General features: G+C 65.0%; 29 protein-coding genes and 1 tRNA gene. 10 read left to right on the top strand and 20 right to left on the bottom strand.

What is annotated here, in order from left to right; translation table 11 throughout:
- Positions 1-478: 478 nt before the first annotated feature.
- Together V8V93_RS02945 and V8V93_RS02940 are read right to left on the bottom strand one after the other, a co-directional pair.
- Positions 479-1,477, bottom strand: a complete 999-nt coding sequence (locus V8V93_RS02945) for an SPFH domain-containing protein (protein ID WP_338668881.1) — start codon at positions 1,475-1,477, stop codon at positions 479-481.
- Positions 1,478-1,479: 2 nt separating this feature from the next.
- Positions 1,480-1,938: an NfeD family protein gene (locus V8V93_RS02940; protein ID WP_338668880.1), complete on the bottom strand. Its 459-nt coding sequence runs from the start codon at positions 1,936-1,938 to the stop codon at positions 1,480-1,482.
- 157 nt (positions 1,939-2,095) lie between these two features.
- Between V8V93_RS02940 and V8V93_RS02935 the strand changes: the two genes are divergently transcribed.
- Positions 2,096-3,379 (top strand): ankyrin repeat domain-containing protein, encoded by a 1,284-nt coding sequence (locus V8V93_RS02935; protein WP_338668879.1) that lies wholly within the window; start codon positions 2,096-2,098, stop codon positions 3,377-3,379.
- Here the strand turns inward: V8V93_RS02935 and V8V93_RS02930 are convergent.
- Entirely contained in the window at positions 3,286-3,717 is a 432-nt protein-coding gene (locus V8V93_RS02930) for an MOSC domain-containing protein (RefSeq protein ID WP_338668878.1), read from the bottom strand. The genes V8V93_RS02935 and V8V93_RS02930 overlap by 94 nt on opposite strands.
- 188 nt (positions 3,718-3,905) lie before the next feature.
- On the opposite strand from V8V93_RS02930, the gene V8V93_RS02925 reads away from it, so the two are divergent.
- From V8V93_RS02925 to V8V93_RS02905, 5 genes are all read left to right on the top strand, one after another.
- The gene (locus V8V93_RS02925) at positions 3,906-4,355 is read left to right on the top strand and encodes a hypothetical protein (protein WP_338668877.1); all 450 of its coding nucleotides are present in this window, start codon (positions 3,906-3,908) and stop codon (positions 4,353-4,355) included.
- Positions 4,356-4,450: 95 nt separating this feature from the next.
- Positions 4,451-4,753, top strand: a complete 303-nt coding sequence (locus tag V8V93_RS02920; protein WP_338668876.1) for an ArsR/SmtB family transcription factor — start codon at positions 4,451-4,453, stop codon at positions 4,751-4,753.
- 79 nt (positions 4,754-4,832) lie between these two features.
- Positions 4,833-5,921, top strand: coding sequence for a permease (locus V8V93_RS02915; RefSeq protein ID WP_338668875.1), 1,089 nt, complete (start codon positions 4,833-4,835; stop codon positions 5,919-5,921).
- Between the two features lie 21 nt (positions 5,922-5,942).
- Positions 5,943-6,173 carry a thioredoxin family protein gene (locus V8V93_RS02910; protein WP_338668874.1) on the top strand — a complete coding sequence of 77 codons (231 nt, stop codon included), beginning with the start codon at positions 5,943-5,945 and terminating at the stop codon, positions 6,171-6,173.
- 23 nt (positions 6,174-6,196) lie between these two features.
- Positions 6,197-6,571, top strand: coding sequence for a putative zinc-binding protein (locus tag V8V93_RS02905; protein WP_338668873.1), 375 nt, complete (start codon positions 6,197-6,199; stop codon positions 6,569-6,571).
- On the opposite strand, the gene V8V93_RS02900 is transcribed toward V8V93_RS02905, so the two are convergent.
- From V8V93_RS02900 to purD, 10 genes are all read right to left on the bottom strand, one after another.
- The gene (locus V8V93_RS02900; protein ID WP_338668872.1) at positions 6,549-7,427 is read right to left on the bottom strand and encodes a hypothetical protein; all 879 of its coding nucleotides are present in this window, start codon (positions 7,425-7,427) and stop codon (positions 6,549-6,551) included. The two genes, V8V93_RS02905 and V8V93_RS02900, sit on opposite strands and share 23 nt — an antisense overlap.
- A gap of 271 nt (positions 7,428-7,698) precedes the next feature.
- The gene (locus tag V8V93_RS02895) at positions 7,699-9,042 is read right to left on the bottom strand and encodes a glutamine synthetase family protein (protein WP_338668871.1); all 1,344 of its coding nucleotides are present in this window, start codon (positions 9,040-9,042) and stop codon (positions 7,699-7,701) included.
- Positions 9,043-9,275: 233 nt separating this feature from the next.
- Positions 9,276-10,082: a substrate-binding periplasmic protein gene (locus tag V8V93_RS02890; RefSeq protein ID WP_338668870.1), complete on the bottom strand. Its 807-nt coding sequence runs from the start codon at positions 10,080-10,082 to the stop codon at positions 9,276-9,278.
- 48 nt (positions 10,083-10,130) lie between these two features.
- Positions 10,131-10,550: a universal stress protein gene (locus V8V93_RS02885; RefSeq protein ID WP_338668869.1), complete on the bottom strand. Its 420-nt coding sequence runs from the start codon at positions 10,548-10,550 to the stop codon at positions 10,131-10,133.
- Positions 10,551-10,651: 101 nt separating this feature from the next.
- Positions 10,652-11,257, bottom strand: coding sequence for a glycosyltransferase (locus V8V93_RS02880; RefSeq protein ID WP_338668868.1), 606 nt, complete (start codon positions 11,255-11,257; stop codon positions 10,652-10,654).
- Between the two features lie 42 nt (positions 11,258-11,299).
- On the bottom strand, positions 11,300-12,046 hold the full coding sequence (locus V8V93_RS02875; RefSeq protein ID WP_338668867.1) for a hypothetical protein: 747 nt from the start codon (positions 12,044-12,046) through the stop codon (positions 11,300-11,302).
- Positions 12,047-12,049: 3 nt separating this feature from the next.
- Positions 12,050-12,547 carry a hypothetical protein gene (locus tag V8V93_RS02870; RefSeq protein WP_338668866.1) on the bottom strand — a complete coding sequence of 166 codons (498 nt, stop codon included), beginning with the start codon at positions 12,545-12,547 and terminating at the stop codon, positions 12,050-12,052.
- 1 nt (position 12,548) lies between these two features.
- A complete protein-coding gene (locus V8V93_RS02865; RefSeq protein WP_338668865.1) occupies positions 12,549-13,076 on the bottom strand; it encodes a hypothetical protein in 528 nt (175 codons plus the stop codon).
- Positions 13,077-13,224: 148 nt separating this feature from the next.
- A complete protein-coding gene (purE, locus tag V8V93_RS02860) occupies positions 13,225-13,707 on the bottom strand; it encodes a 5-(carboxyamino)imidazole ribonucleotide mutase (RefSeq protein ID WP_338668864.1) in 483 nt (160 codons plus the stop codon).
- A gap of 310 nt (positions 13,708-14,017) precedes the next feature.
- The gene (purD, locus tag V8V93_RS02855; RefSeq protein WP_338668863.1) at positions 14,018-15,295 is read right to left on the bottom strand and encodes a phosphoribosylamine--glycine ligase; all 1,278 of its coding nucleotides are present in this window, start codon (positions 15,293-15,295) and stop codon (positions 14,018-14,020) included.
- Positions 15,296-15,554: 259 nt separating this feature from the next.
- On the opposite strand from purD, the gene V8V93_RS02850 reads away from it, so the two are divergent.
- Both V8V93_RS02850 and V8V93_RS02845 read left to right on the top strand, forming a co-directional pair.
- Positions 15,555-15,631, top strand: a tRNA-Met gene (locus tag V8V93_RS02850).
- Positions 15,632-15,659: 28 nt separating this feature from the next.
- Positions 15,660-15,920: an RNA recognition motif domain-containing protein gene (locus tag V8V93_RS02845; protein ID WP_338668862.1), complete on the top strand. Its 261-nt coding sequence runs from the start codon at positions 15,660-15,662 to the stop codon at positions 15,918-15,920.
- A gap of 66 nt (positions 15,921-15,986) precedes the next feature.
- Here the strand turns inward: V8V93_RS02845 and V8V93_RS02840 are convergent, their stop codons facing one another.
- Complete coding sequence (locus tag V8V93_RS02840; RefSeq protein WP_338668861.1) at positions 15,987-17,396, bottom strand: transglycosylase SLT domain-containing protein; 1,410 nt, start codon at positions 17,394-17,396, stop codon at positions 15,987-15,989.
- Positions 17,393-19,033 carry a SpoIIE family protein phosphatase gene (locus V8V93_RS02835; RefSeq protein WP_338668860.1) on the bottom strand — a complete coding sequence of 547 codons (1,641 nt, stop codon included), beginning with the start codon at positions 19,031-19,033 and terminating at the stop codon, positions 17,393-17,395. Before V8V93_RS02835 ends, V8V93_RS02840 begins: the two co-directional genes overlap by 4 nt.
- Before the next feature lie 165 nt (positions 19,034-19,198).
- Here V8V93_RS02835 and V8V93_RS02830 point away from each other — a divergent pair, with 165 nt between their 5' ends.
- Entirely contained in the window at positions 19,199-19,369 is a 171-nt protein-coding gene (locus V8V93_RS02830) for an HTH domain-containing protein (RefSeq protein ID WP_338668859.1), read from the top strand.
- A 421-nt stretch (positions 19,370-19,790) separates the two neighbouring features.
- Here V8V93_RS02830 and V8V93_RS02825 read toward each other — a convergent pair whose 3' ends face one another.
- The 5 genes from V8V93_RS02825 to V8V93_RS02805 are packed head-to-tail and all read right to left on the bottom strand — an operon-like array spanning position 19,791 to position 23,219.
- On the bottom strand, positions 19,791-20,150 hold the full coding sequence (locus V8V93_RS02825) for a hypothetical protein (protein ID WP_338668858.1): 360 nt from the start codon (positions 20,148-20,150) through the stop codon (positions 19,791-19,793).
- Between the two features lies 1 nt (position 20,151).
- On the bottom strand, positions 20,152-20,526 hold the full coding sequence (locus tag V8V93_RS02820) for a NifB/NifX family molybdenum-iron cluster-binding protein (protein WP_338668857.1): 375 nt from the start codon (positions 20,524-20,526) through the stop codon (positions 20,152-20,154).
- A 22-nt stretch (positions 20,527-20,548) separates the two neighbouring features.
- On the bottom strand, positions 20,549-21,427 hold the full coding sequence (locus V8V93_RS02815) for an ATP-binding protein (RefSeq protein ID WP_338668856.1): 879 nt from the start codon (positions 21,425-21,427) through the stop codon (positions 20,549-20,551).
- Entirely contained in the window at positions 21,415-22,281 is an 867-nt protein-coding gene (locus tag V8V93_RS02810) for an ATP-binding protein (RefSeq protein WP_338668855.1), read from the bottom strand. Before V8V93_RS02810 ends, V8V93_RS02815 begins: the two co-directional genes overlap by 13 nt.
- Positions 22,278-23,219, bottom strand: coding sequence for a DUF134 domain-containing protein (locus tag V8V93_RS02805; protein WP_338668854.1), 942 nt, complete (start codon positions 23,217-23,219; stop codon positions 22,278-22,280). The genes V8V93_RS02810 and V8V93_RS02805 overlap by 4 nt, the downstream gene beginning before the upstream one ends.
- Positions 23,220-23,379: 160 nt before the next feature.
- On the opposite strand from V8V93_RS02805, the gene V8V93_RS02800 reads away from it, so the two are divergent.
- The gene (locus tag V8V93_RS02800) at positions 23,380-24,135 is read left to right on the top strand and encodes a substrate-binding periplasmic protein (RefSeq protein ID WP_338668853.1); all 756 of its coding nucleotides are present in this window, start codon (positions 23,380-23,382) and stop codon (positions 24,133-24,135) included.
- The last annotated feature ends 40 nt before the right edge of the window (positions 24,136-24,175 follow it).

Raw genomic sequence — 24,175 nt, 5'->3', positions numbered from 1 at the left:
CCCCCATCCCCTCTCACCCTCCGAGCCTTCTGTGTGCGCATTCGCGCGTGCGGCGGGAGGCCTGAGGAAGTACTTCTTCGCCCACTGTCTTAAAACGCCGCAAAACCCATTTCCCGCGTCCCGCCACGCCCGCCTGCGGCGTTGGCAACCGTCCCGAAGGGTTCGCGCCGGGCGGCCCTCCGAGGCCCGTGGACGTCCGGCGCGAACCCTTCGGGACACCGTCCGGCCGAGCTCCCTCCACACCCTCCGCGCAACCTGCACGCCACCCCGCGCCCGCACGCCCTTGCCGAAGGCACACAAAAAGTTTTGGAGATTCTTAAGAACCTTTTTCTCAAAAGGTTCTTAAGCCGCCGGAGGCATGCCTTTCACGCCCGCCCGGCGAGGGCCCGCCGGAGGCATCCCCACGCTCCTTCGGACGCGCGAAAAGGCCCCGCTCGGTGATCCGAACGAGGCCTCTTCGCAGAGATGCTCGGCGCGGTTATTCCATCTTTAAATCGGGCTGTCCGGGCTGGACGGCCTTGCAGTCGCCCTTGCCGCCCCTGCCCTTGTGCATGGCGGTATTGATGATTTCGGTGGCGGTGGCGACCATGCCGCCCATGCCGGCGAGGTCGGCGGGGATGATCATGGTGTTGTTGGTCTTGGCCAGTTTGCCGAACTCGGAGACATACTGCTGGGCGACCTTGAGGTTCATGGCCTCGGGGCCGCCGGGCAGGTTGACGGCCTCGGCGACCTTGCGGATGCCTTCGGCGGTGGCGTCGGCCACGAGGAGAATTTCCTGGGCCTGGCCTTCGGCCTCGTTGATGCGCTTCTGTTTTTCGCCTTCCGAGACGTGGATGGCCTCCTGGCGCAACCCTTCGGCGCGGTTGATGCGCGACTGGCGGTCGCCTTCGGAGGTGGCGATCTCGGCGCGCTTTTCGCGTTCGGCCTTCATCTGGGCCTCCATGGCGGCCATGACGGTGCCCGGAGGAGTGATGTCCTTGATCTCATAGCGCATGACCTTGACGCCCCATTCCTGGGCGGCCTCGTCCACGGCCTGGACTACGGAGGCGTTGATGGACTCGCGTTCCTCGAAGGTCTTGTCCAGGTCGATCTTGCCGATGGCCGAGCGCAGGGAGGTCTGGGCCAGCTGGGACGCGGCGATGTAGTAGTTTTCGATGCCGTAGGCGGACATCTTGGCGTCCATGACGCGGATGTAGAGCACGCCGTCGATGGTCACGGATACGTTGTCGCGGGTGATGCAGGTCTGGGCCGGAATGTCCATGACCTCTTCCTTGAGGGACCGCTTGTAGGCGATGCGGTCGATGAACGGGATGAGGATGTGCAGGCCCGCGCCGATGGTCTTGGCGTATTTGCCGAGCCGCTCGACGACGAACTGGCTTTTCTGGGGCACGACCACGGCGGTCTTGATGATCAGGACGACCACCAGGAGGACGAAAACCAGGGCCGTGACCAGAGATGTCATGGTTGCGGGATCCATATCTATTGCTCCTTTTTCACCACGAAGGCGTTCACGTCGTTTTCGTCACGCTTGACGATGCGCACCATGGAGCCCGGCTCCACGGGTTCGCTGCTCCGGGCGCTCCAGAACGAGCCCTGGAACTTGATTCTGCCGGGTTGGGGCGGGCGGATGGGGTCCACAACCTCGGCCTGCTGGCCGATGACGTCCGGTCCCTGCTCGTCCTCGGCTTTTTCACCGGTGAAGGTGGCGGCCATCATCTTGCGGAAGAGGATGAGCAGGACCACGGACGAGACGCCGAAGACCACCAGTTGGACCGGAACCGAGGCCCCGAAAAAGGCGGTGGCCCCGGCGATGAACGCGCCCACGCCGAAGAAGACCACGATGAAGGCGGGCACCGCCAGTTCGGCGATAACGAAAACCACGCCCACGCCGAGCCAGATGAGCCATTGTATGTTTTGCGCCGAGGCGAAGTAATCCATGGGACCTCCCGAGTCACTTTCCAACATACCCGCAGGACTGGTTCTTGTCGACTCCGTTAAACGGCAAGTATCGAGCTTCCTTGACGCCAACCCGTGCTTCGATATAAAAAACATTACGGCTGTGCTCGCTGCTTCCGAAGTGTTAGGGGAGATTCCCATGGCATTTCGACTCCTGCGCGTGCAGTTTTTTGTTTTTCTCGTCCTCTTCACGGCCTGCGCCACGGTCCGGGCCGACCCGCCCGCAAAGGCGCTGTCCCAAGACCTGGCCCGGGCGGTCGAGCACGGCGACCACGTCCGCATGGCCGAACTGCTAAAGCAGGGAGCCGATCCCAACGGCCTGGGCTTTCACACCACGCTCATCCATACAGCGGTCTACCACGATGACGTGGAAGGCCTCCGCATCCTGCTTGAACACGGGGCCGCCCCCGAGAACATCAACCATCAGGACGAAATGCCCATTCATGCCGCAAGCAGGATGGGTAACAGAGAAATGGTCGAGCTCCTGCTGGAGCATGGCTGTCCCGTGGACGCGCGAACGGAATCGGGAGAGACGCCCCTCCACGTCGCGGCCCTCAACGGCCGGTTCGAGATCGTCGATTTCCTGTTGGAGCACGGCGCGGACCTGACCGCCGAGAGCGGGCATGGCAAAATTCTCCATGAGGTGGTCGGCCTGGGGAGAACCCCGAAGATGATCCCCTACCTGGTGGAAAGGGGCGCGGCCGTCGATGCCAAGGACGACAGCGGCGCAACGGCCCTGCGAATAGCCGTCGGAGCCGAAAAACCGGCCATGGTCAAGGCCCTGCTGACCGCCGGCGCCGATCCGAACGCGCGCGACGACAGGGGGAATCCCCCCATCGCCGGGCTGGGGCAGCATACATGGATGAAGGAAGAGGCCGTGGAAATCGCTAAGCTGCTGCTGGACGGCGGGGCAGAGGTCAACTTCCGGCTGATCTGGGGGTCCACGCCCCTGCAAGAGGCCAAAATAGCCGAGGTCGCCGAACTGCTGCTGCAACACGGGGCCGATCCCAACGGGTACGACCGGGTGGGCTGCCCGGCCTTGCAGCAGGCCATCATCAAGTATGATCTGGAGCGCGTGGATCTGCTCCTGAGATACGGGGCGGAGGTAAACGGAAAGGACGGCCACGGCTACAAGCCCCTGTATGAAGCCGTGGTCCGTCGAAAAAACGCGATAGTGAGACTGCTACTGGAACGGGGGGCCGATCCGTGGAGCGTCGACAGCCAGGCGAGGTCGGCCCTGTATTGGGCCAAATCCTACAGAAACACCGAAGCGCTTGAGATCCTCAAGGAATTCGGAATAACAGAGGACAAGAACCCGAACGGCCCGGATCAGGACCGAAGAATTCCGATCGGGTCGCCCTTCTGGACCTTGCCGCCCCGGACCACCCGGCCGAACACGCCCTCCTTGGGCATGATGCAGTAGCCCACCTGCTTGCGGATGGCGCAGCCGTGGTGGCAGGTCTTGCCGATCTGGGTGATCTCGAGCTCGGCCTCGCCCACGACCAGGCGCATGCCGGGCGCGAGTTCGGACGCGGCCACGCCCGTGGTGGTGATATTCTCCGCGAAATCGCCCGCCTTGAGGGTATCGAGCGCCTTCTTCATGTCCTCGATGCGCTCCAGGGCCAGCAGGCTGACCTGCCGCCCGCTCCCGCCGTGGGCGTCGTGTTCCACGCCGTAGTCCTCGATGAGCGTGATCGAGTCCACCTCATGTTTCTTCTCGCCGGTCCTGTCGCTGATATTGACCGCCTGTACCGTTCCCATGGTTGCCTCCGGGGGATTTAATTCCAGACTTTTGAAGTATAGATTTACCCAGATGCGCCGCAAAGGCAAGCCCCAAGGGTTTTCCCCACCGTTGTGCACCGGGCGGCTTGCACATTGTTGCGCCGGGCGACCATCTGGGCTAGGGTGCTTCCGTTTCCCCTGTTCATCCTCGGAACCCCTAAATATTTATGAAAATTCGCACACTCCTTTCGATACTGTTTCTCCTGGCCCTGGTCCTGCCCGCACGGGCGCAGGATCCCGACTACCTGTCCATCATGGCCCAGGAGTCGGAGATCAAGGCCATCGCCACCGTGTCCAAGGTCCAGGTCATGGCCCACAACTCCGACGGCACGCTCAAGAACGTGACCTTCAAGAAAATCTACGCCATCACGCCCTACGTGCCCGACGCCTTTGTCGGCGGGTGCAAGACCTTTGTCGGCGGCTGGCAGAAACGCGCCGAGGGCATGGTCTACTTCAACCCCCGGCCGGGCCAGCGGGTCTTCGTCACCGTGACCACCAACGGCGGGGCCATCACCAGCTTCACGCCCATGAACGCCGCCCTGGACCACGTGGTCCGCAACGAGCCCTACCGGCTGACCTACAGCCACGGACGGGCCTCCATCCAGCCCCGCGACTGATCCCGACAACTTTTTTTGCCTTTCCCCCGCTTGCGCCCTTGACTTGGCCGATCATTTGGCTATATTGCCAAGTGTAGACCGTGGAGGTACACGTAATGCAGGAAATCTTACTGGCCGACCGTTTCGAGGAGCGGGCCAAGGTGGTCAAGGCCATGGCCCATCCGTCGAGACTGAAGATGATCGACGAACTGTCACGCGGCGAGCGGTGCGTCTGTGACCTGCGCGAGTTGGTCGGGGCGGATATGTCCACCGTGTCCAAGCATCTGTCCGTGCTCAAGAAGGCGGGCATCGTCGAGGACGAGCGGCGCGGCAAGCAGATTTACTACCGGCTGCGCGTGCCCTGCGTGATCAACTTCTTCCACTGCATCGAGTCCGTGCTCGAAGCCAAGGGGAAGTAGGGGAACAGGGACGTCCCCTTGGGACGGCTTGATATTTTTTTTGGCTCAACACTTGGCGAAATCGCCAACCGAGGTATCCATGTCTGAACAGAACAACATCTCCTGCGCCTGCGAGGGCGGTGCGCCCAAGGCCGCCAAGCCCGGCGTGGGAGCCGGGGTCGGGCGCATCCTGCTCCTGCAGGTCCTGGCCGTGGCTGCCTGGTACGTCCTGTACCTGCAACTGCTGCCCTTCTCCAACTGGTTCGCCTACGGCCTGCTCGGGCTCGATCCGGCCAGCCACCTGGGATCGGCCGTGCAGTTCTTCGTCTACGACACCCCCAAGGTGCTCATGCTCCTGCTGCTCGTGGTCTACGGCGTGGGCATCCTGCGCTCGTTCGTGACCGTCAACTGGACCCGCGCCTTCCTGGCCGGAAAGCGGGAGTCCGCGGGCAACGTGCTGGCCGCCCTGCTCGGCGTGGTCACCCCGTTCTGCTCCTGCTCGGCCGTGCCCCTGTTCATCGGGTTCATGACCGCGGGCATCCCGCTGGGCGTGACCTTCTCCTTCCTCATCGCCGCGCCCATGGTCAACGAGATCGCCCTGGTCCTGCTTTACGGCCTGCTCGGCTGGAAGATCGCGGCCCTGTATTTCGCCACCGGCATCTCCATCGCCGTGGTTGCGGGCTGGGTCATGGGCCGTATGCGCCTGGAGCCATACGTCGAGGACTGGGTCCGCGAGATCCGCGCGGGCGAGGCCGCCGACGAGCCGCACATGACCTGGAAGGACCGCTTCACCTACGCGCTCGAATCCGTTCGCGACATCGTGGGCCGGGTCTGGAAGTACGTGGTTCTGGGCATCGCCGTGGGTGCGGCCATCCACGGCTACGTGCCGGAAGGGCAGTTGGCCGGGATCATGGGCAGCGAGGCCTGGTGGTCCGTGCCCCTGTCCGTGCTGCTCGGCATCCCCATGTACACCAACGCGGCGGGCGTCATCCCGGTGGTCGAGGCCCTGCTCGGCAAGGGCGCGGCGCTCGGCACCACGCTGGCCTTCATGATGTCCGTCATCGCCCTGTCCTTCCCTGAGATGGTCATCCTGCGCAAGGTCCTCAAGCCGAGGCTCATCGCCGCCTTCATCGGGGTGGTCGGCTGCGGCATCCTCATCGTCGGCTATCTTTTCAATGCTATCATCTAACCGATTTCAAAGGAGTTTATCATGAAAATTCTGGTCATGGGCCCCGGCTGCCCCAAGTGTGAACAGACCGAAAAGACCGTGCGCGACGCCGTGGCCGAAGCGGGCATCGCCGCGGACATCGAAAAGGTCAAGGATTTCCAGGAAATCGCCAAGTACGGCATCTTCTCCACCCCGGCGGTGGTCATCGACGGCGAGGTCAAGGTGGTCGGCAAGGCCCCGTCCAAGAAAGAAGTTCTCAGCTGGCTGAAGTAGCCGCATACAAGGAGGAAGGCATCATGTCCGATTGCGGTTGTTCGTGTCAGGCGGCCCCGAAATTCGTGTTCTCCTGTTCCGGCGCGGCGGACGTCGGCGAGGTGGCGGACCAGGCCGCGCGCGGCGTGTCCCGTGAGGGTACGGCCAAGATGTTCTGCCTGGCCGGCATCGGCGGCCGGGTGTCCGGCATCGTCAAGTCCACCGAGGCGGCGCAGCGTGTGGTGGCCATCGACGGCTGCCCGCTGAACTGCGCGCGCAAGACCCTGGAGGAGGCGGGCTTCACCGAGTTCGGCCACATCCAACTCGGCGACCTCGGCTTCAAGAAAGGCGAATCCCCGGCCACCCCGGAAAACATCCAGACCGTGATGCGGGCCGTCACCGAAGCGTTCTCGAAATAGCCCGCCCCACAAGCGAACAAAGCCCCCCGCCGCACACGCCGCAGGGGGCTTTTTCGTAATAAAAACCGTGCTCGGCGCGACGGCTAATCGTCCTTGGAGATCGCCTGCGGTCCATCGGCCGGTCCTGACGTCGTGGTGATTCGGGCCGTCCATGGCGCTCACCCCTTCGGGGTCCCGCCAGCCGAAGCGGATGAAACCGAGGTTCCCGGTCGTGCAGGCCGCCCGCGATGCCGAAGGGCAGACGCAGGGCCGGGTTGGTGTCCTCGATGATGCCGCCGAACGGGTCGTACAGGATCTCCTTTATCACGTTGTCGTCCATATCGGCAACCACGCGCAGGGAGCCGACCTGATCGTAGAACAGCCCGGCCACGGTCCCGTCGTCGCGGCGCATGGCGAAGGACGTGCGCTCGCCGTTTCGGTAGGCGAATTCGTATTGGTGCTGTCCGTCATAAAACGCAGTAAGGCGCACGAAATCGAGCCACTGGTAGGCCTCGACGAGCTGGCCGTTCAGGTATTTGGCCACGCGCCGCCCGTCCTCGTCGTGGGTAAAGGTGAAGGCCTTGTCCCGGTCCTCCTCCTCGGCCTTGAGCAGCCGATAGTCCGGGCTGTACTCGTACAGGGTGTACACGCCCTTGTCCGACCAGATGGACCGGAACCCGCGCTCATCATGCGAATACTGCCCGCCCCCGGCGCGCATCAGCCGGTTGTCCGGGGTGTACTGGTAGTCGCGGTAATTCGCCCCGGCGGTGGCGAAGCATGCCTCCGGCGGCCAGAGGGGAAACTTTCGAGAAAGTTTCCCCTCTGGACTCCCCTTCAAAGCTTTTTGTGTGCCTTCGGCAAATTTGTGCGAACGCAACAAGCCCTCTTCCTCCCTGGAGCGAATCGGGTGTGCAACACCCGACAGCGGCTCTCCCGCCGCGCTCGCACAAGGCTTGGGAGAGTGGGTCAGCTGTGCATTTTTCGAGGGTCCGCCTGACCGCAGCGTACTCCCTGTACGTGAGGATCAGGCGGGCCCTCGGAAAATGTGCAGATGGCCCGCTATCGCAAGCCGCCCCCCTGCGCGAAAGCACAACAAAAAAGGACCCGCTGCATCGGCAGCGGGCCCTTTTTGTTGTTGCTTGAGCGCCCTAAAGTATCGGCAGATACTTGTCCAATTCATATTCCGTGACCTGGGTGCGGTATTCGTCCCACTCGGCGATCTTGTTGTCGACCAGGGCGGTGTGCAGGTGCTCGCCCAGAACTTCCTTCATGAAGGCGGACTTCTGCAGGTTCATGGCCGCCTCGTACAGGGATCCGGGCAGGGCCTTGATCTTGTTACGCTTGAGCTGGCGGTCGTTCATGGCGAAGATGTCCTCTTCCACCGGGTCGGCCAGGGTGTAGTTTTCCTCGATGCCCTTGAGGCCCGCGGCCAGTTGGACCGCGAAGGCCAGGTAGGGGTTGGCGGCCGGGTCCGGGCAGCGCAGCTCCATGCGGGTGGCGTTCTCCTTGCCGGGCTTGTACATGGGCACGCGGACCAGGGCCGAGCGGTTGCGCCGCGCCCAGGCGATGTACACCGGGGCCTCGTAGCCGGGCACCAGCCGCTTGTAGGAGTTGACCCACTGGTTGGTCACGCAGACGAACTCCGGGGCGTGCTTGAGGATGCCCGCGATGTAGGCCTTGCCCTCGCTGGACAGGTGGTACTCGTCGTTGGCGTCGTAGAAGACGTTGCGCCCGTTCTTGAACAGGGACTGGTGGACGTGCATGCCCGAGCCGTTCTCGCCGAAGATGGGCTTGGGCATGAACGTGGCGTAGCAGCCGAACTTGCGGGCGGTCTCCTTGACCACCACGCGGTAGGTCATGGCCGTGTCGGCCATCTTCATGCCTTCCTGGTAGCGCAGGTCGATCTCGTGCTGGGACGGGGCGACCTCGTGGTGGGAGTACTCCACCTGGATGCCCATGGCGCCCAGGGCGAAAATGATGTCGCGGCGGATGTTGTTGCCCAGATCCAGCGGCGGGGCGTCGAAGTAGCCGCCCGCGTCCAGGGTCTCGGTGTCCTGGTCGTCGGCGAACAGGAAAAATTCAAGCTCGGGGCCCACATAGAAGGTGTAGCCCTTTTCCGCGGCCTGGGCCATGACCTTCTTGAGCACGAAGCGGGAGTCAGCCTCGAACGGAGAGCCGTCCGGGTTGACCACGTCGCAGAACATGCGGGCGACCGGTTTCTCCGAGGGCCGCCAGGAGCAGATCTGGAAGGTGGTCGGGTCGGGCATCGCGACCATGTCGGATTCGTCGATGCGGCAGAAGCCGAGGATGGACGAGCCGTCGAAGCCCATGCCCTCTTCAAAGGAAGCCTCAAGCTCGCTGGGGGTGATCTGGAAGCTCTTCAGGGTGCCGAGGATGTCCACGAACCAGTACTGGATGAAGCTGACGTTGTAGTCCTTGACCGCCTTCATCACGTCGTCCGCGTTCTTGCAATTGAAAACAGGGATACTCATAAGACTCCTCCGGTTATGATGTTGGAGCAACGGGCCGTCCGCATGGGCGCGGCCTCGGGCCGAAACGGCCATGCCGGTGCTTTGCGAAATGATATGCCTAGATGTTTACCCGCTTTCCGGGGCCGCTATCAACAGAAATGTCCCTGAATTTGTTACGGCCGCGGGAAAAACAGGGATTTTGCGGAAAACAGGCTCGCGACGGCTACAGCCCGGATCGCAGCAGGCCGGCCCCCCTAGCGGACCTTGATCCAGTCCTTGAGACCGTACTTGATGAGCAGGTGGTTGAGGTGGCCGGTGTTGCGCAGGGTGTCGACGCCCCGGTCCAGGATGCCGGCCAGCAGCCGGGACCTCGGCATGTCGGCGGGCGACAGGGCGAAGAACAACTCGTGATCGTCCTCCAGGCTGCATCCGGCCAGGAACACCCTGTCCTCCAGGCCCGCCTGCTGCGCGTAAAAATCGACCACGGCCCGGCTGCCGGGGATGACCTGGACCCGCCCCTCGGCGAGCATGGCCAGCATGCGCACGAAGGCGTCGTCACCGTGCAGGGCGTGGAACCGCTCGGGATGGCGCCGTATGTCGTCCAGGAACCAGCGGGGGTAGCTGTGCCCCTGGACAAATCCGGTAACGACGCCCGTGAGGGATTCCCGCCCGGTGAAGCGCCACGAGCCGTCCATGGAGAAGAAGCACAGTTCGCTCCGGCCCAGGGAGGTCTTGGGGAAAATAAAATCGGGCAGTTCGTCCCGAGTCGCGCCGATGAGGATATCGGCCCGGCCCGAGCGCACGTCGCGTACCGCCCGCTTCCAGGGCAGTTCGCGGTACTCCACGGTGAAGCCGCGCCGCTCGAACACGGCGCGCAAAATCTCCACGGCGTATCCCTCGCGGCTTGAGCCCGGCGTGCCGTTGTATGGCATCCAGCTATCCGAGACCACGACCACGCGTTCCTTAGCCAGGGCGGGCAGACACCAGACAAGACACCAGACAAGGCACCAGGCAAGGCCCCGAGCCGGGGCCCGGAAAAACGGGTGGGTTTCGGTCTCCATGGATGGCATCCCCGGCAGGCGGGTGCGCGGCAAAGGCCCCGGCAGGGCCTACTTGACCACCAGCACGGGCTTGGTCGTGGTCTGGAGGACCTTGTGGGTAACCGAGCCGAGGAACAGCCCTTCGAGGTCGGACTTGCCCTTGGAGCCCATGACGATGATGTCGCACTGCTCGTTGTCGGCCACGTTGCTGATGACCTCGGCCACGTCGCCGCCGATGACCAGCTCCTGGAAATCCACGTTGGCGTTGGTCAGCTTGGCCCGGTAATGGGTCATGACCTCCTCGGCACCCTGGTTCAGGTATTCGAGCAATTCGTTGGCGTTGGGCTGGCCCAGGCCGGTGGGCACGGTCCTGCGCACGGTCAGCAGGACGACGGTGGCCTCACCTCCGGCCATGTCGATGGCCATGTCGGCGGCGGCGTCGGACAGTCGGGACCCGTCAACGGGGAGGAGAATTCGGGAGATCTTCATGAGTCCGCTCCTTGGTTTTCGCTTGCAAGTCGCGCCCTTCAAACAAGAACGCACTCAAAGCATACACCATGGAGCGAGGTGCTGCCAACACGATTGTACAATCAATCGGCCGGAATCATTCCCAGGAAGGCGAGCACGGCCCGATCTCGTGCGGCAAAGTCGGCCTGATCCGCGACCACGGTCCGGGCTTCCGGCAGGAGCAGGCCGAGCTCGCGGAAAATGGCCTCGGCTTCGGCGGAGCGGAAACAGATGCCGTCGCAGGACCGGAACCCGGCCCGGAACATGGGTTTGGCCAGCCGGGCGAGCAGCCGCCCCGTGAGCCCGCCGCCCCCGGCAAAGGCGAAGCCCGGCTCCTCCACCAGGGCGAAGACCGTCTTTTTCTCGCCCACCCAGGCCATGCGCGCGGCCAGGGAGCCGTAGACCACCGGCTTGGAGGTCATGGACAGGACCAGCTCCGGCTTGACGCGGTACAGGACCTGCTTCAGGTGGAGCAGTGTGCCCAGGTCGCCCACGGGCGTCAGGCCGTGCGGGGCGAGCGGATACATGGCGTACTCCACGCCGAGCGCCTCGAACCCGGCCGCCGCGTCCGGGCCGCTGCCCGGCGCCAGCGCGTTGACCGCGTGGCCCATGGACGCCATGGCTGCCAACAGCGAACCATATCCGGCCAGCAGGGCCTCGGCGTTTTCGTGGATGACGGCGATCTTCATGTCGGTCCTGTAACAGACGGCTTGCGCTTTGAAAACAAGGGCCTACCAGACGGCGTCGCCCAGGGTCCCGTGCATCTCGTAGGGGAAGGTGTCCCGCCCCACGGTTATGTCGCCCTTGAGGTCGAACCGGGTGCGGAAGAGGTTGTCCGGGTCGATGACCGCCGTGCCCGTGGACTTGTAGGCCAGGGGCAGCCGCATGGAAAAGTCGCGCACGGCCATGTTCCGGTTCTCGATCTCCGCGGTGAAGGCCAGGTCCTCGACCACCTTGTCGCCGGGCAGGACCAACTGGGCCGAGCGCACGTCCACCCAGCCGTTTTTAGGCAGCCGCGCTCCATCGGGCAGGAACAGGCTGCCCGAGGCGTGGAGCGCGCCCTTGAGGTCGCTGTTGCCGAGCAGGTAGGTCAGGTCCAGGTCGCCCTCGAAGTCGAAGACCCCGTTCGAAAACAGCTCCAACCGGCACTGCGGCCCGCCCGTGTCCAGCCGGACCGTGGCCAGGGGCGAGAAGCCCACGGTCACGTAGGCGTGCTCGAAATGCAGGCGGCCCGGGGTCTGGGCCACGGAAATCCTGAAATCGCGCACGCGGAAGCCGAGCGGCCCGTCGCGGTCGATGGAACTCCAGCTCAGGCCCACGCCGGGCAGGCTCTCGTCCAGGCGGGTCAGGGCCGAAGCCCAGATTTTGCTCCAGGGGGTGAACAGGACCACGCCGATGGCCAGGCCGATGGCCATCAGCACCAGCCGGGCCAGGATGCGGCCGGGCAGGGAAGAAAATCGAGCGCGCCGCTCAGCCATCGCCTACCTCGCCAGCACGAGGTGCACATCCGCCAGGCGGGGCTCCTCGGGGTTGCGGGTCAGGACGAACTCCGGGGCCTGCAGACTGGCCCGCTCGCGCGCATCCTGTAGGAAATCCGTGAGCATGATCAGGGTCAGCCCGTTCAGGGTAACCTCCACCCCTTCCTGGTCCTCGGCGACGCGCGTGGGACGCAGGGAGGCCGCATAGTCGTTCAGGGAACGGTCGTCGAGGATGCGCCGGACCGCCTCCTCCGGGGTGAGCCGGACCAAGTCCCCCTGGGCGGCCCGCAGGGTGGTGATCTCCCGGACCAGCGGCACCACCAGGCTGTACTGCTCCTTCTCGGCCGCGATCTCCTGGGTGAGCGCCCCGGTGAACAGGGTCGCGCCCACGAAGACCGCGAAGATCAGCCCGGCCGTCCCGAGCAGGAGGAACTTGAACAGCCGCTGCTGCGAGGCGGGCGGCCAACAGGTCCACGGGTATGTGCAGTGTTTGCCGGCCATGCTATTTCGGCTCCACGCTCAGGCTGAAGGACACGCCGTCGCCCAGTTCGTCGACCTTGTAGACGGAGAAGAGATAGCGGTCGTCGTCGGACAGCTTCTCCATGTAGCGCATGAACGCGGCCTCGTCGCCGCTGAAATAGCCGCGCACCCGCCCGCTGGTTCCGGTCAGGCTGACGCCGTCCACGCGCAGCCCCTCGCCGGCGGGCTTGCTCAGGGCCGCGAGCACGCCCAGCGGGTCCAGGCCGATGCTCCTGGAGGCCAGCAGCTTGCCGTGCTCGAACTGCAACCGCCCGAAGGGCGAACTCCCGATGTCCGGGCCGAGCACCGAATGGTACAGCCTCCCGGTCTGGGCGCGGATGGCCGCAAGTTGCATGTAGTTCAGGTAATAGCGCACTCCCTGCCCGCCCAGGAACAGACCGCCGATGACCAGGACCCAGACCAGATTGCGGATGAACCGCCGGGAGGCCTTGCCGGACCGGAATTCGGGCGCCCCGCTTCCGGCGCTGCTCTGTGTCGTGGATGTCGTCATGGTACCTGCTCCGGATAACTACGCGAAAGCCGGGGGCCGGGCAAGGCACGGGCCGTCTTGCCGCACAGGAAAGCCGACAATCCTTGCGATGGAGCCGGGCAATCTTCGGTGCACGCCCTCCGAGGACGCGTCAAACAGCCGGGAATGGCTACAGGCCGGCCGCGGCCCGTTCCACCTCGTCCTTGAAGCCCTGGCGCGCGGCCCTGATCTTTTCGGCCACCGTCTCGTCGTGCAGGGCGATGATCTGCGCCGCCAGCCAGGCCGCGTTCTTGGCCCCGACCTTGTCCAGCGCCAGGGTGCCCACCGGAAAGCCCGGAGGCATCTGCAGGGTGGCCAGGAGCGCGTCCATGCCGCCCAGCGGCGAAGCGGTCAACGGCACGCCCAGAACCGGCCTGATGGTCTTGGCCGCCACGGCCCCGGCCAGGTGCGCGGCCAGGCCCGCCGCACAGATGAACACCTGGGCCCCGGCCTGTTCATACTCTTCCACCAGCCGCGCCGTGCGCTCCGGCGTGCGGTGGGCCGAAGAAACCGTTAACACGTGGTCCACGCCCAGTTCCTTGAGCAGGTCCGAACACGGACGCATCTTCTCCTCGTCCGAAACGGACCCCATGAAAATCACTACCTGCGGCATGATGTGCTCCTTGGGTGCCTCCGGCGGCCGGGGGAAGGGGAGAGGGGAACCCTTTGAAGAGGGCTTCCCTCTCCCTCCTCCGGATCCTCATCCCTCTCCCTTACCAAACTTTTTGGGTCGCTCCGCGAGAGAGGCAGTGGCCGGAAGGCGTCTTGTTAAATAGAAAAATTACGGGGCTCACGCCCCTGCGCCGCCATGACGGACATCCGCTCCACTCCCCCTTTCCCGGCGGCGCAGCGCCAAAAAGTTTTGAAGGGAGAGCGCGAGAGGGAAACTTTTTCAAAAGTCTCCCTCTCGCATCTTCATCAAATTATTTGCTCCGCTTCAGGCCCTTGTCGGCGATGTCGCGGCGGTAGAAGCTCTTGTCGAAGTGGACCTTGTCCACGGCTTCGTAGGCCTTTTTGCGGGCCTCGGCCAGGTCGTCGCCGAGCGCGGTGACGCAGAGCACGCGGCCGCCGGAGGCGACGATCTTGCCGTCCTCGATCCGGGTGCCCGCCTGGAAGACCTTGACCCCTTCCATGGCGTCGGCCTCGTCGATGCCGGTGATCTCCATGCCCTTGGGGTAGGAGATGGGGTAGCCTTCGGCGGCCATGACCACGCCGCAGGCGGTCTGCGGGCTGGAGGTGACCTCGATCTTGTCGAGCTTGCCGTCGATGCAGGCGAACATGATCTCCAGCAGGTCGGTCTGAAGGCGCATCAGCAGGGGCTGGCATTCGGGGTCGCCAAAGCGGACGTTGTATTCGAGCACGCTGGGGCCGTTTTCGGTGTACATCAGCCCGGCATAGAGCACGCCCTTGAACGGCTCGCCCTTGGCGGCCAGGTGGCGCAGGATCGGCTTGATGCACAGCTCGGCGGTCTCGGCGTATTTCTCCTTGGGCAGGATCGGGGCCGGGGAATAGGCGCCCATGCCGCCGGTGTTGGGTCCGGTGTCGCCTTCATAGGCGGCCTTGTGGTCCTGGCTGGAGGGCAGCATGGCGTAGTTGACGCCGTCGCAGAAGCACAGAAAGGAGGCCTCCTCGCCCTTGAGCGTCTCCTCGATGACCACGCGGTCCCCGGCCGAGCCGAAGACCTTCCTGACCATCATCTCTTCCACGGCTTCGAGGGCCTCCTCTTCGGTGACGGCCACAACCACGCCCTTGCCCGCGGCCAGGCCGTCGGCCTTGACCACGATGGGCGCGCCCTTTTCCTTGATGAAGGCCACGGCGTCCTCGTACTCGTCGAACACGCGGAAGGGCGCGGTGGGCACGCCCGCCTCGGCCATGAGGTTCTTGGAGAACGCCTTGGACCCTTCGAGGTTCGCGGCGAAGGCGTTGGGCCCGAAGCAGGGGATGCCTTCCTGCCGGAGCGCGTTTTCCAGGCCGAGCACCAGGGGCAGCTCGGGTCCGGCCACGACCAGGTCCACTTCCTCGTCCCTGGCCAGGGCGACCAGGCCCGGGATGTCGTCGTCCTTGACCGGAATATTCGTGCCCACCTGGGCGGTGCCGCCGTTGCCGGGGGCGCACAGAATGGTCTCCACGTTCGGGTTCTGGGCGAGCTTCCAGCACAGGGCGTGCTCCCGGCCTCCGGAACCGACAACAAGTATCTTCATTGTTCCCCTCCAATCTGTTTTCGGGATGTACACGGTGTAAGGAAATTCACGCCTTTTTTCAAGGACTATGGCCCGAGGCTCCGGACCCGCCGTGCCGCGCCCCGTACGGTTTCCGGGCAGCGCGGCCGACGCGGACGGAACAAAATTCCAACCCCGGTTGACGAAAAATGCAACTCGTCGTAATGGCTTAAGTAATCCCGTGGACAAACGGCCGCCTTCGGTGGTGTCGGCGGACGGCGAAAACGGGTGTCGGAAATGGCGCGGGGTGGAGCGGTCAGGCAGCTCGCCGGGCTCATAACCCGAAGGTCGGAGGTTCAAATCCTTCCCCCGCTACCAGGATCAATCTTGTTGGAGCTTCATCGCCATGAAAAGTATCTACGTCGGCAACATCCCCTTCAGCGTAACCGAGAACGACGTGCGCGACCTGTTCGGACAATACGGCAGCGTCTCCGCCGTGAAACTGATCCAGGACCATGAGACCGGCCGCTTCCGCGGCTTCGGCTTCGTGGAGATGGAGGACGCGGACGCGGCTTCGGCCATCGAGGCCCTGGACGGCTACGAGCTGTCCGGGCGGCCCCTGAAGGTCAACGAAGCGAAACCGCGCGCTCCCCGCCCCAGGTATTGATCCGGTTCGGACGCTGCTCCCCGCTCCCGGACGGCCCGGCCGCCCAGGGTCTGGTCATGCGCCCTGTCACATGGCCTCTTGCCGCTTGAGCAGGATCTCTTCCGTTCCCTTGTAGGCGGCGTAGTACATCTGCACGTGGGCCACGTATCCCGTGGTCTCCCGGCCGATGAGGTCGAATGCGGCCCACTCGCAGTTGCCGAACCAGCGCCTGGGGTCGAGCCCCATCTCCGCGGCCCGCTTGCGCACCTGGATGATCCGGTTGGGGCCGGCGTTGTACGCGGCCAGGGCGAAGTCCATCCTGGCCGCCGGCTCCACGTCGGAGAAGTAGTTGTCCACCAGATAGCGCAAGTACTTGACCCCGGCGTGGATATTGTTCTCCAGGGTGTAGACGTCCTTGATGCCCACATGGGGCCCGGCAGCGGTGGACGGCTTGATCTGCATGACCCCCACCGCGCCCGCCGAACTCTTGCGGTTCATGTCGAAGCGCGACTCCTGAAAGGCCATGGCCGCGATCTTGAGCCAGTCGAAGTCGTACTTTTTGGCGTACTTCTGGAAAAGCTTGGCCATGGGCCGGAGCTTGCCGATCGCCACCTGGGTGGTCGGGTCGGTGATGAAGTCGTCGTTCTCGTAGTAGCGCTTGAAGAACATGTTCCCGAGCAGGGTGCCCTGGCGCACGGTGGCCGCGAACTCGGACAGGCTCCTGCGCAGCTCGGGGCAATCCTTGCGCACGGCCCAGGCCAGCTTGCCGTCCGCATGTATGACCGCGTCCGGATAGAGCCTGAGTTCAGGAAAGACCTTCTTCCACAGGTCGGCCAGGAAATGGTCGGCCACGGTGTAGGGGACGATGCCCCTGGCGGCCATTTCCAGAAGGTCCTCGGTGGCCAGGTAGGGGTCCGCGTTGACGATGCGGACCGGTTTTTTCCGCTGCCTTTTCAGGCGCGCGTTCAGATCGGCCAGGTGCTCGGCGTAGCTCGACCCGGCCAGCACGGTGGCCTTGCGGCCCGACAGATCCTCGGCCGAGGCCAGGGCCGGGCTCTTGGGGCCGCCGACCACGATCTCGCTGACCCCGGTGCGGTAGGGTTCGGCAAAGGCCGCCTGTCGGCTGCGCTCTTCGGTCACGGTCAGGGCCGCGGCCGCGATGTCGCCCCGCCCGTCCAGCAAGGCCGGGAACAGCTCCTTGACCGGCACGGGCACGAAGACCAGCCGGACCAGCTCCTTCTTGTAGACCTTGGTCAGGTGCTTCTCGTAGGCGCTCATCATGTCCGCTTCGAGGCCACGCATGACCCCTTCCTTCATGAAGAAATTGGTCCGGTTGTAGACCACCAGCACGCGGATGGGCCGGTGGCTCTCGATGATCCGGGACAGGTCGCCCTTCCACGACTGTTCCACCCGCCCGAGCTCGGCGCCGCGCGCCGAAGCAAAGGAAACGGCCACGGCCAGGCAGGCCAGGACAAGCGTTCGGAAAAACCGGGTCATGGCGTTGCTCCGTATTTGATGACCACCAGGGTGACGTCGTCCTCGAGCTTGGCTCCGCCGGAGTATTCCCGGACCGCGTCGAAGACCGCGTCCACGACCTCGCGGGCGGACTCCCCGGCGTGTCCGCGCAGGACCGCCTTGAACCGGTCCTTGCCGAACATCTCGCCGCCCGCGTTGCGGGCCTCCCAGATGCCGTCCGTGCCGATGGCGATGAGCTGGCCGGGCAGGATGTCGCCCGATTCCTCGCCGTAGCGGGTCTCGCGCAAAACGCCCAGCGGCAGCCCGGCGTCAGCCCCCAGCGCGGTGAAGTCGTCATGGACCGGACAGTAGATCAGCGCCGGGTCGTGCCCCGCGCGGACCCACGCGGCCTTGCCCTCGCCGGCGTCCAGGCGCAGATAGAACAGGGTCATGAACCGGCCCGAGCCGTACAGGTCCCCGGCCAGGTGGCGGTTCATCTCGGTGACGATCTGGCCGGGGCTGCCCGGCTGGCCCGCGCGCATGCGCAAGAAGCCCCTGGCCGTGGTCATGAGCAGGGCCGCGTCCACGCCGTGGCCCGAGATGTCGCCCACGGCCACGGACAGGACCGGACGCTCCGGGTCCACGGGTTCGAAATAGTCGAAGTAGTCGCCGCCCGTCAGCTCGCTGGGCTCGGACCGCCCGGCCACGTCCAGGCCAGGGATGCGCGGCGCCCGGCGCGGCAACAGCCCCTTCTGGACCTCAGCGGCCAGGTTCAGGGCCTTTTTCTGCTCGGTCAGGTCGGCCACGAAGGCCACGTTGCCCAGAAAGCCGCCGTCCGCGTCGAACAGGGTGTTGGCGTTGATCAGGACCGGGACCACGTGCCCGTCGCGGTGGATCATGGAGCCTTCGAAGCGGCGGCCCTTCTCATTGCGCAACCGCTCCCGGTTGGATTCCAGAAAGCGCTGGTAATCCAGGGTGGCGAAGTCGTGGGGACGCCGCCCGACCAGCTCCTCGCGCTCATAGCCGAGCATGCGGCAGTAGGCGTCGTTGACCTCGCGGATGGTCAGATCGCCGTCCAGGAGCACGTACCCCTCGGCCGCGCCCTCGATGGTCCGGCGGAACTTGAACTCGCTGGCTTCAAGCGCCTCGCGGGCCTGCTTGCTCGCGGTCACGTCCACCAGCACGCCCTGGTTGTAGACCCGCCGCCCCGCCCCGTCCCTGACCACCGAGGTCTCGTCCGAGACCCAGCGGACCTCGCCGTCCGCGGTGACGACCCGGTACTCCTGGGTGTATTCCTCGACCTCCTCCAGGCGGCACTGCTCGATCTCGTCCTCCACCCTTTTCTGGTCGTCGGGGTGGAGGATGTCGTCGAAGCCCATTCGCCCGGCCAGGAAGTCGGCGGCGGAGTAACCCCATTGGCGCAAGTTCTCGGAGATGTATATCAGCCGGTGGGTGTCGTCGGCCAGCCGCCGGAAGACCACGGCCGGGGAGTTTTCGACGATGACGTTGACAACCTCCATGGTCTCGCGGGCCTCGCGCAGTTGCTCCATCTCCGTTTCCATGGCCTCCCCGCAAGCGGGCTCGCCCGGACCACGCTTGCGGCACTGCGCGAGCTCGGCGCGCAAGCGGTCGATCTCGTCGAGCAATTCTTGTCGGGACATGGTGGCGGGTTCGGCCATGGGACTCCTGGGCAAGGGGATCGGGCCTTTCCGGCGGAGGCCGGAGCCGTGCAGTATTTCTACCTTTTCGGCCCAAAGATGGCAACCGTGCTATTTTTGTGTTGACAAGGAACCTTTTGTCAGGAATGATTCCTATTACCAACACAAACCAACGGGAGTTTTCTGATGAAGGATATGGTTCTCAAAGCCATGCGGGCGGCCGCCAAGCCCGTGCGCCCCGGCGACATCGCCAAGGAGCTCGGCGTGGACAGCAAGGAAGTTTCCAAAGCCATCAAGATCCTCAAAGAAGAAGGATGCGTGGTCTCGCCCAAACGGTGCTACTACGAACCCGCCTAGATAACCAACAGTCACACCCTTACCTCCTCCATACCGAAGTCCCCGGTCTCCTGCCCCCGAGACCGGGGACTTCACTCTTTGGCGGAGAGAACCAGGGTTGGGAGGCCGCTTCGCGGCGAGGATCGGGTGACTTCGCCTCCGGCGGGCAAAGGGCGAGCCCTTTGCAATCCCATCGTCGCCTTCGGCGAAAGGGTTTCATTGAAAAAAAACCCTCGGGCACGACGACCCCGCGAAGCGGCAATAAAAAGTTTTGGAGATCCCTAAGAACCCTTTTCAAAAGGTTCTTGGGCCGCCGGAGGCGAAGTCACCCGACAAATACCGCGAAGCGGCCTTCCTAACCTGATTTCCCCCAACTCCGGATACGGCAAAAGGCCCTCCCGGACTCATCCGGGAGGGCCTTTTCAATGCATTCGCCTGCCGATCAGATGCCGGACAGCCTTTTGGCCAATTCCACGCCGTCTTGGGCGGCGGGGTCGACGGGGAGCGGCATGAGCACGCCGTAGCCTTCGGCCTCCTCGTGGAACTCCTCTTCGGACATGGCCGTGACCACGGCGGTCAGGGTCATGGCCGAGACCATCATGATCTCGCGCACCAGATCGAGCGGCTTGTGGTCGGGCAGCCCTTCGTCGATGACCACCAGGGCCGGCTTCTTGGCGGCCACCCACTCCAGGGCCACGGCCCCGCTGGGAGCCACGTCGATGTCCTGGCCGCTTTCCTTGGTCAGCCCGTCCATGAAGCCGGTCAGGGCTTCCGGCCGGGTCGTCGCCAGCACGATGGACATGCTAGTGGCCGCCGCCGCAGGTCTGGTCCACGGTGAAGACCGGCAGGGAGTCGCGCAAGAACGCCTCCACGGCCACGTTCACGGTGGGCGCGCCCGAGCCGTGATAGACCTGGATGCCGACCTGGTTGAAGCCCATCAGCGGACGCATGCCCATGCCGCCGGAGATCAGCGCCTGGACCTTGTTGTCGGCCAGGTAGTTGACCGGGGCCATGCAGCCGCCCTGCACGTGCGGGCAGCTCGGGACCACGGAGACCTCCTTCACGGCGCCGTCCTCGACGTCGACCAGGGTGTACATGGCGCAGTGCCCGAAGTGGGCGTCGATGGGGGCGTCCATGCCGCCGGGGGCGGCGGACGGGATCGCAATACGTGTATTCATTGTAAAACTCCTCCTGAATCGGTTAGTTACATGTATCCAAAAGGGCCAGAATTCCGGCCCAGGATGCGTTGAGTATGGCCGAGAGTTCGGCGTTGTCCGTCTCGGTCAGGACCTTGCGTTCGAGCATGGCGTCGACCACGGCCCGGTCGTGGGGGAACCGCCCGGCCAGGGTGTATCCCTTGGTCTTGCTCCACGCCTCGATCTCCCCGGTCATGGCCGGGTTGACGTCCCACTTGTTGACCAGCACGGCCACCTTGGTCCGGAACCGGTCGCACAGCTCGGCCACGCGCTTGAGGTCGTGCAGCCCCGAGGGGGTGGGCTCGGTGACGATCACGGCCAGGTCGGTCCCTGCCATGGAGCTGATCACCGGGCAGCCGATACCGGGCGTGCCGTCGCACAGGACCAGGTCCAGCCCCCGTTCCTCGGCCATGGCCCGGGCCTTTTGCTTGAGCAGGGTGACCAGCCGCCCGGAGTTCTCCTCGCCGGGAAAAAGCTGGGCGTGGACCATGGGGCCGAACCGGGTGTCGGACACGTACCACTGGCCGCAGTGCTTTTCGGGGAAGTCGATGGCCTTTTCCGGGCACAGGGCCACGCAGACCTTGCACCCCTCGCAGGCCAGGGGGTCCACACGGTAGACGTCGCCGTCCTCACGGACGGCGTCGAACCGGCACAGCTCGGCGCACTGCCCGCAGCCCACGCACCGCTCCGCATCGATGACCGCCTCATGGCCGGAGTAAAAGGCCTCCTCGCTGCGCACCTGCGGGTCGAGGAGCAGATGGAGGTCCGGGGCGTCCACGTCGAGATCGCAGAGAATGGCGTTTTCCGCGAGGTGGGCGAACGCCCCGGCCATGGAGGTCTTGCCCGCGCCGCCCTTGCCGCTGATGACCACTATCTCGCGCATGGGTCACCTCCTGCGGCCGCGGCGCGCATGTGTTGGCGCAAGCCGATAAAAGTTCCTTCCAGCTCCTTGAGGGCGTCGGCCACCACCTCGCCGCGCGAGTAGGCCTCGGCCACCTCCCTGGAGTAGGGAATCTCGGCCCAGACCGGGATGCCGTTCTCGCGGCAGAAGTCGCGCACGGCGGTGTCGCCCAGGTCGGACCGGTTGATGACCGCGCCCATGGGCTTGCCCAGCGGGGTGAAGGCCTCCCAGGCGAGCTTGAAGTCGTGGAACCCGAAGGGCGTAGGCTCGGTGACCAGGACGATGCAGTCCGCGTCGGTCACGGCCGCGATGGCCGGGCAACTCACGCCCGGAGGGGCGTCGATGAGGATGTCGCCCTTTTCGGACAGCTCCGGAAAGAGGCGGCGGACCTGGCGCATGAGCGGCGGGCTCATGGCCTCGCCCACACGCAGCCGGCCCATGACGAAGTCGTGCCGCCCGGCCGTGCCCCGGCAGATCTCCCCCAGCTCGCGGCGGCCCGGGGAGAGCGCGCCCTCCGGGCAGACCGCCAGGCAGCCGCCGCAGCCGTGGCACATCTCCGCGAAGACGAGCAGGGTGTCGGCCATGACAGTGATCGCCTTGAACTGGCAGATGTCCGCACAGGCGCGGCAGCGGGTGCATTTGGACTCGTCCGCCTCGGGGACCTCTATCCAGGCCTTGCGCACGTCGGTCAGCTCGGGCTTGAGGAAGAGGTGCAGGTTCGGCTCCTCGACATCGAGGTCCACCAAAGTGGCCGGTCCGTCCCAAAGGGCGGCCAGGGACGAAGACACCGTGGTCTTGCCCGTGCCGCCCTTGCCGCTGGCAACGGCGTAGATCACTTGTTGCCTCCGGACGGGGCGTTGGCGGTGTCGGCCATGTTGACCTGCCCCGCCACGTACTTCTCGACCGCCTCGCGCACGGTCAGATTGTCCACGTCCTGACCGATGGCGATGCCGGCGGCCTCGAGCGCGGCGAAGGCCTTGGGCCCGACGTAGCCGGTCAACAGGACGGAGGCGCCCGCGTTGGCCACGTTCTCTGCGGCCTGGATGCCCGCACCCTGGGCCATGGCCTGGGACCCGCCGTTGTCCACGTACTGGACCACGGTCATGGTCTCCGGGTCCACGATGGCGAAACCGGCCGCCCGCCCGAAACGGGGGTCGACGCGGTCGTCCAGGGTCGGTCCCTCGGTGGTCACTGCTATCCTGCTCATGGCTGTATCCTTGATTTGCTGTTGTGTTCCGGAGCCCTGTGCGGCTCCCCGGCCCTGGCCCATGTTCTGGCCTTGCATTCCGCGGCCCTGGCCCATGCCTTGTCCCTGTCCACCCACGCCTCGTCCACGGCCCATTCCGCGGCCGCGTCCGCCCATGCACCGTCCGCCGCCGCCTGCGCCGCGCGGTCCGGTTCCGTCCATTCCGGGCATACTGTCATCTCCAATGGTTTCGGACATCGCGTCCGGTGACATCTTGGGGCACTCCCAGGCGTCCTCGGCAAAGGTGTAATGGCCGCCCTCAATGCGGATGGCCTGTCCCTCGGCCAGCGCCGTGGCCACGATGTGCCGCGCCGCTCCGAGCACCCTGCCGAATGTGGCCCGGGAAACACCCATGGCCTGCGCGCCCTCCTCCTGGGTCAGCCCCTGCGCGTCGGCAAGCCGAAGCGCCTCGAGCTCCTCCAGGGTCAGGGTCGCGTTTTGCAGTTCGAGCATCGGGATCCCCTGCGGCTTGTAGTATGTCGCGCCGGGTTCCCGCTGCACGGTCCGCCTGATCTTCCGCCTTCCCATCGGTCCTCGCTTGTATGAACAGTTACGCAAATGAAGATACGCTCAGAAATCCCGGAGTCAAGGATAAAAATGAGCATATGCCCAAAAAAATCATCCGGGACATTTTCCCGATCCGGGAAATAAATTGACTTGCGGGACAGTTCCGGGGCATTTTTTCCCAGTGAGAATCAGAACGCTCGTCATCGCGGCGCTCCTGGTGGTGCTGTTCCCGGTTTCCGCCCGTTGCATGGAGCCCGCCGACAGGGTCACGGTGGTCATATCCGCCGGTCCGTCCTGGGAAACTTTCACCAACCGGGACGGCACCGGGCTGTACCACGAGGTCCTGGACGCGGTCTTCGCCCTGTACGGAATCACGGTACGGCACGAGTACGTGCCCTCGGACCGGGCCGACGAGCTGGTCCGCCTGGGCTGGGCCGACATGATGCTCTGCGACGACCGGGCCGACCCGCCCCTGCGCCTGGCCCGCTACCCCCTGTACGTCAACGATTACCACGTCTTCTTCAACAAGGACCGGATCGGCCCGTGGAAGGGGACCGAGTCCCTGCGCGGCAAGGAGGTGGTCGCCCAGAAGGGATTCTACCACGACTGGGATTTCCCGGTGCCCGTGCGCATCCGCGAGATGGCCTCCGGGGTCAAGTGCCTGGAAATGGTCCTGCTCGGGCGCTCGGACTTCTACGTCGACGACATGGCCTTCATCCGGGACTCCACCCGCCAGAGCCCCCGGTTCGACACTTCCGCATACGACATCCGCAAGGCGGGCCGCCGCTCCTACCACCCCATGTTCAACACCACCCCGCGCAGCGACAGGGTCGTCAAGATGTACGACGACGGCATGCGCACCCTGCACCGGCAGGGCAAACTCCGGCCCATCTACGCGAAATGGGGCCACGTCTACCCCGATTTCGACAGCTACTGATCCCCGGCCGCGCCCGCACCGCCCCCCTCGCCGCCCCGTG

Source organism: Pseudodesulfovibrio sp. 5S69 (assembly GCF_037094465.1).
GTDB lineage: Bacteria > Desulfobacterota > Desulfovibrionia > Desulfovibrionales > Desulfovibrionaceae > Pseudodesulfovibrio > Pseudodesulfovibrio methanolicus.
This window is presented reverse-complemented; position numbering and strand designations above follow the sequence as displayed.

Bases quoted from the DNA above. Each gene is read 5' to 3' on its own strand.
- V8V93_RS02945 (WP_338668881.1), bottom strand. From the start codon at position 1,477: ATGGATCCCGCAACCATGACATCTCTGGTCACGGCCCTGGTTTTCGTC.
- V8V93_RS02940 (WP_338668880.1), bottom strand. From the start codon at position 1,938: ATGGATTACTTCGCCTCGGCGCAAAACATACAATGGCTCATCTGGCTC.
- V8V93_RS02935 (WP_338668879.1), top strand. From the start codon at position 2,096: ATGGCATTTCGACTCCTGCGCGTGCAGTTTTTTGTTTTTCTCGTCCTC.
- V8V93_RS02930 (WP_338668878.1), bottom strand. From the start codon at position 3,717: ATGGGAACGGTACAGGCGGTCAATATCAGCGACAGGACCGGCGAGAAG.
- V8V93_RS02925 (WP_338668877.1), top strand. From the start codon at position 3,906: ATGAAAATTCGCACACTCCTTTCGATACTGTTTCTCCTGGCCCTGGTC.
- V8V93_RS02920 (WP_338668876.1), top strand. From the start codon at position 4,451: ATGCAGGAAATCTTACTGGCCGACCGTTTCGAGGAGCGGGCCAAGGTG.
- V8V93_RS02915 (WP_338668875.1), top strand. From the start codon at position 4,833: ATGTCTGAACAGAACAACATCTCCTGCGCCTGCGAGGGCGGTGCGCCC.
- V8V93_RS02910 (WP_338668874.1), top strand. From the start codon at position 5,943: ATGAAAATTCTGGTCATGGGCCCCGGCTGCCCCAAGTGTGAACAGACC.
- V8V93_RS02905 (WP_338668873.1), top strand. From the start codon at position 6,197: ATGTCCGATTGCGGTTGTTCGTGTCAGGCGGCCCCGAAATTCGTGTTC.
- V8V93_RS02895 (WP_338668871.1), bottom strand. From the start codon at position 9,042: ATGAGTATCCCTGTTTTCAATTGCAAGAACGCGGACGACGTGATGAAG.
- V8V93_RS02890 (WP_338668870.1), bottom strand. From the start codon at position 10,082: ATGGAGACCGAAACCCACCCGTTTTTCCGGGCCCCGGCTCGGGGCCTT.
- V8V93_RS02885 (WP_338668869.1), bottom strand. From the start codon at position 10,550: ATGAAGATCTCCCGAATTCTCCTCCCCGTTGACGGGTCCCGACTGTCC.
- V8V93_RS02880 (WP_338668868.1), bottom strand. From the start codon at position 11,257: ATGAAGATCGCCGTCATCCACGAAAACGCCGAGGCCCTGCTGGCCGGA.
- V8V93_RS02875 (WP_338668867.1), bottom strand. From the start codon at position 12,046: ATGGCTGAGCGGCGCGCTCGATTTTCTTCCCTGCCCGGCCGCATCCTG.
- V8V93_RS02870 (WP_338668866.1), bottom strand. From the start codon at position 12,547: ATGGCCGGCAAACACTGCACATACCCGTGGACCTGTTGGCCGCCCGCC.
- V8V93_RS02865 (WP_338668865.1), bottom strand. From the start codon at position 13,076: ATGACGACATCCACGACACAGAGCAGCGCCGGAAGCGGGGCGCCCGAA.
- purE (WP_338668864.1), bottom strand. From the start codon at position 13,707: ATGCCGCAGGTAGTGATTTTCATGGGGTCCGTTTCGGACGAGGAGAAG.
- purD (WP_338668863.1), bottom strand. From the start codon at position 15,295: ATGAAGATACTTGTTGTCGGTTCCGGAGGCCGGGAGCACGCCCTGTGC.
- V8V93_RS02845 (WP_338668862.1), top strand. From the start codon at position 15,660: ATGAAAAGTATCTACGTCGGCAACATCCCCTTCAGCGTAACCGAGAAC.
- V8V93_RS02840 (WP_338668861.1), bottom strand. From the start codon at position 17,396: ATGACCCGGTTTTTCCGAACGCTTGTCCTGGCCTGCCTGGCCGTGGCC.
- V8V93_RS02835 (WP_338668860.1), bottom strand. From the start codon at position 19,033: ATGGCCGAACCCGCCACCATGTCCCGACAAGAATTGCTCGACGAGATC.
- V8V93_RS02830 (WP_338668859.1), top strand. From the start codon at position 19,199: ATGAAGGATATGGTTCTCAAAGCCATGCGGGCGGCCGCCAAGCCCGTG.
- V8V93_RS02825 (WP_338668858.1), bottom strand. From the start codon at position 20,150: ATGTCCATCGTGCTGGCGACGACCCGGCCGGAAGCCCTGACCGGCTTC.
- V8V93_RS02820 (WP_338668857.1), bottom strand. From the start codon at position 20,526: ATGAATACACGTATTGCGATCCCGTCCGCCGCCCCCGGCGGCATGGAC.
- V8V93_RS02815 (WP_338668856.1), bottom strand. From the start codon at position 21,427: ATGCGCGAGATAGTGGTCATCAGCGGCAAGGGCGGCGCGGGCAAGACC.
- V8V93_RS02805 (WP_338668854.1), bottom strand. From the start codon at position 23,219: ATGGGAAGGCGGAAGATCAGGCGGACCGTGCAGCGGGAACCCGGCGCG.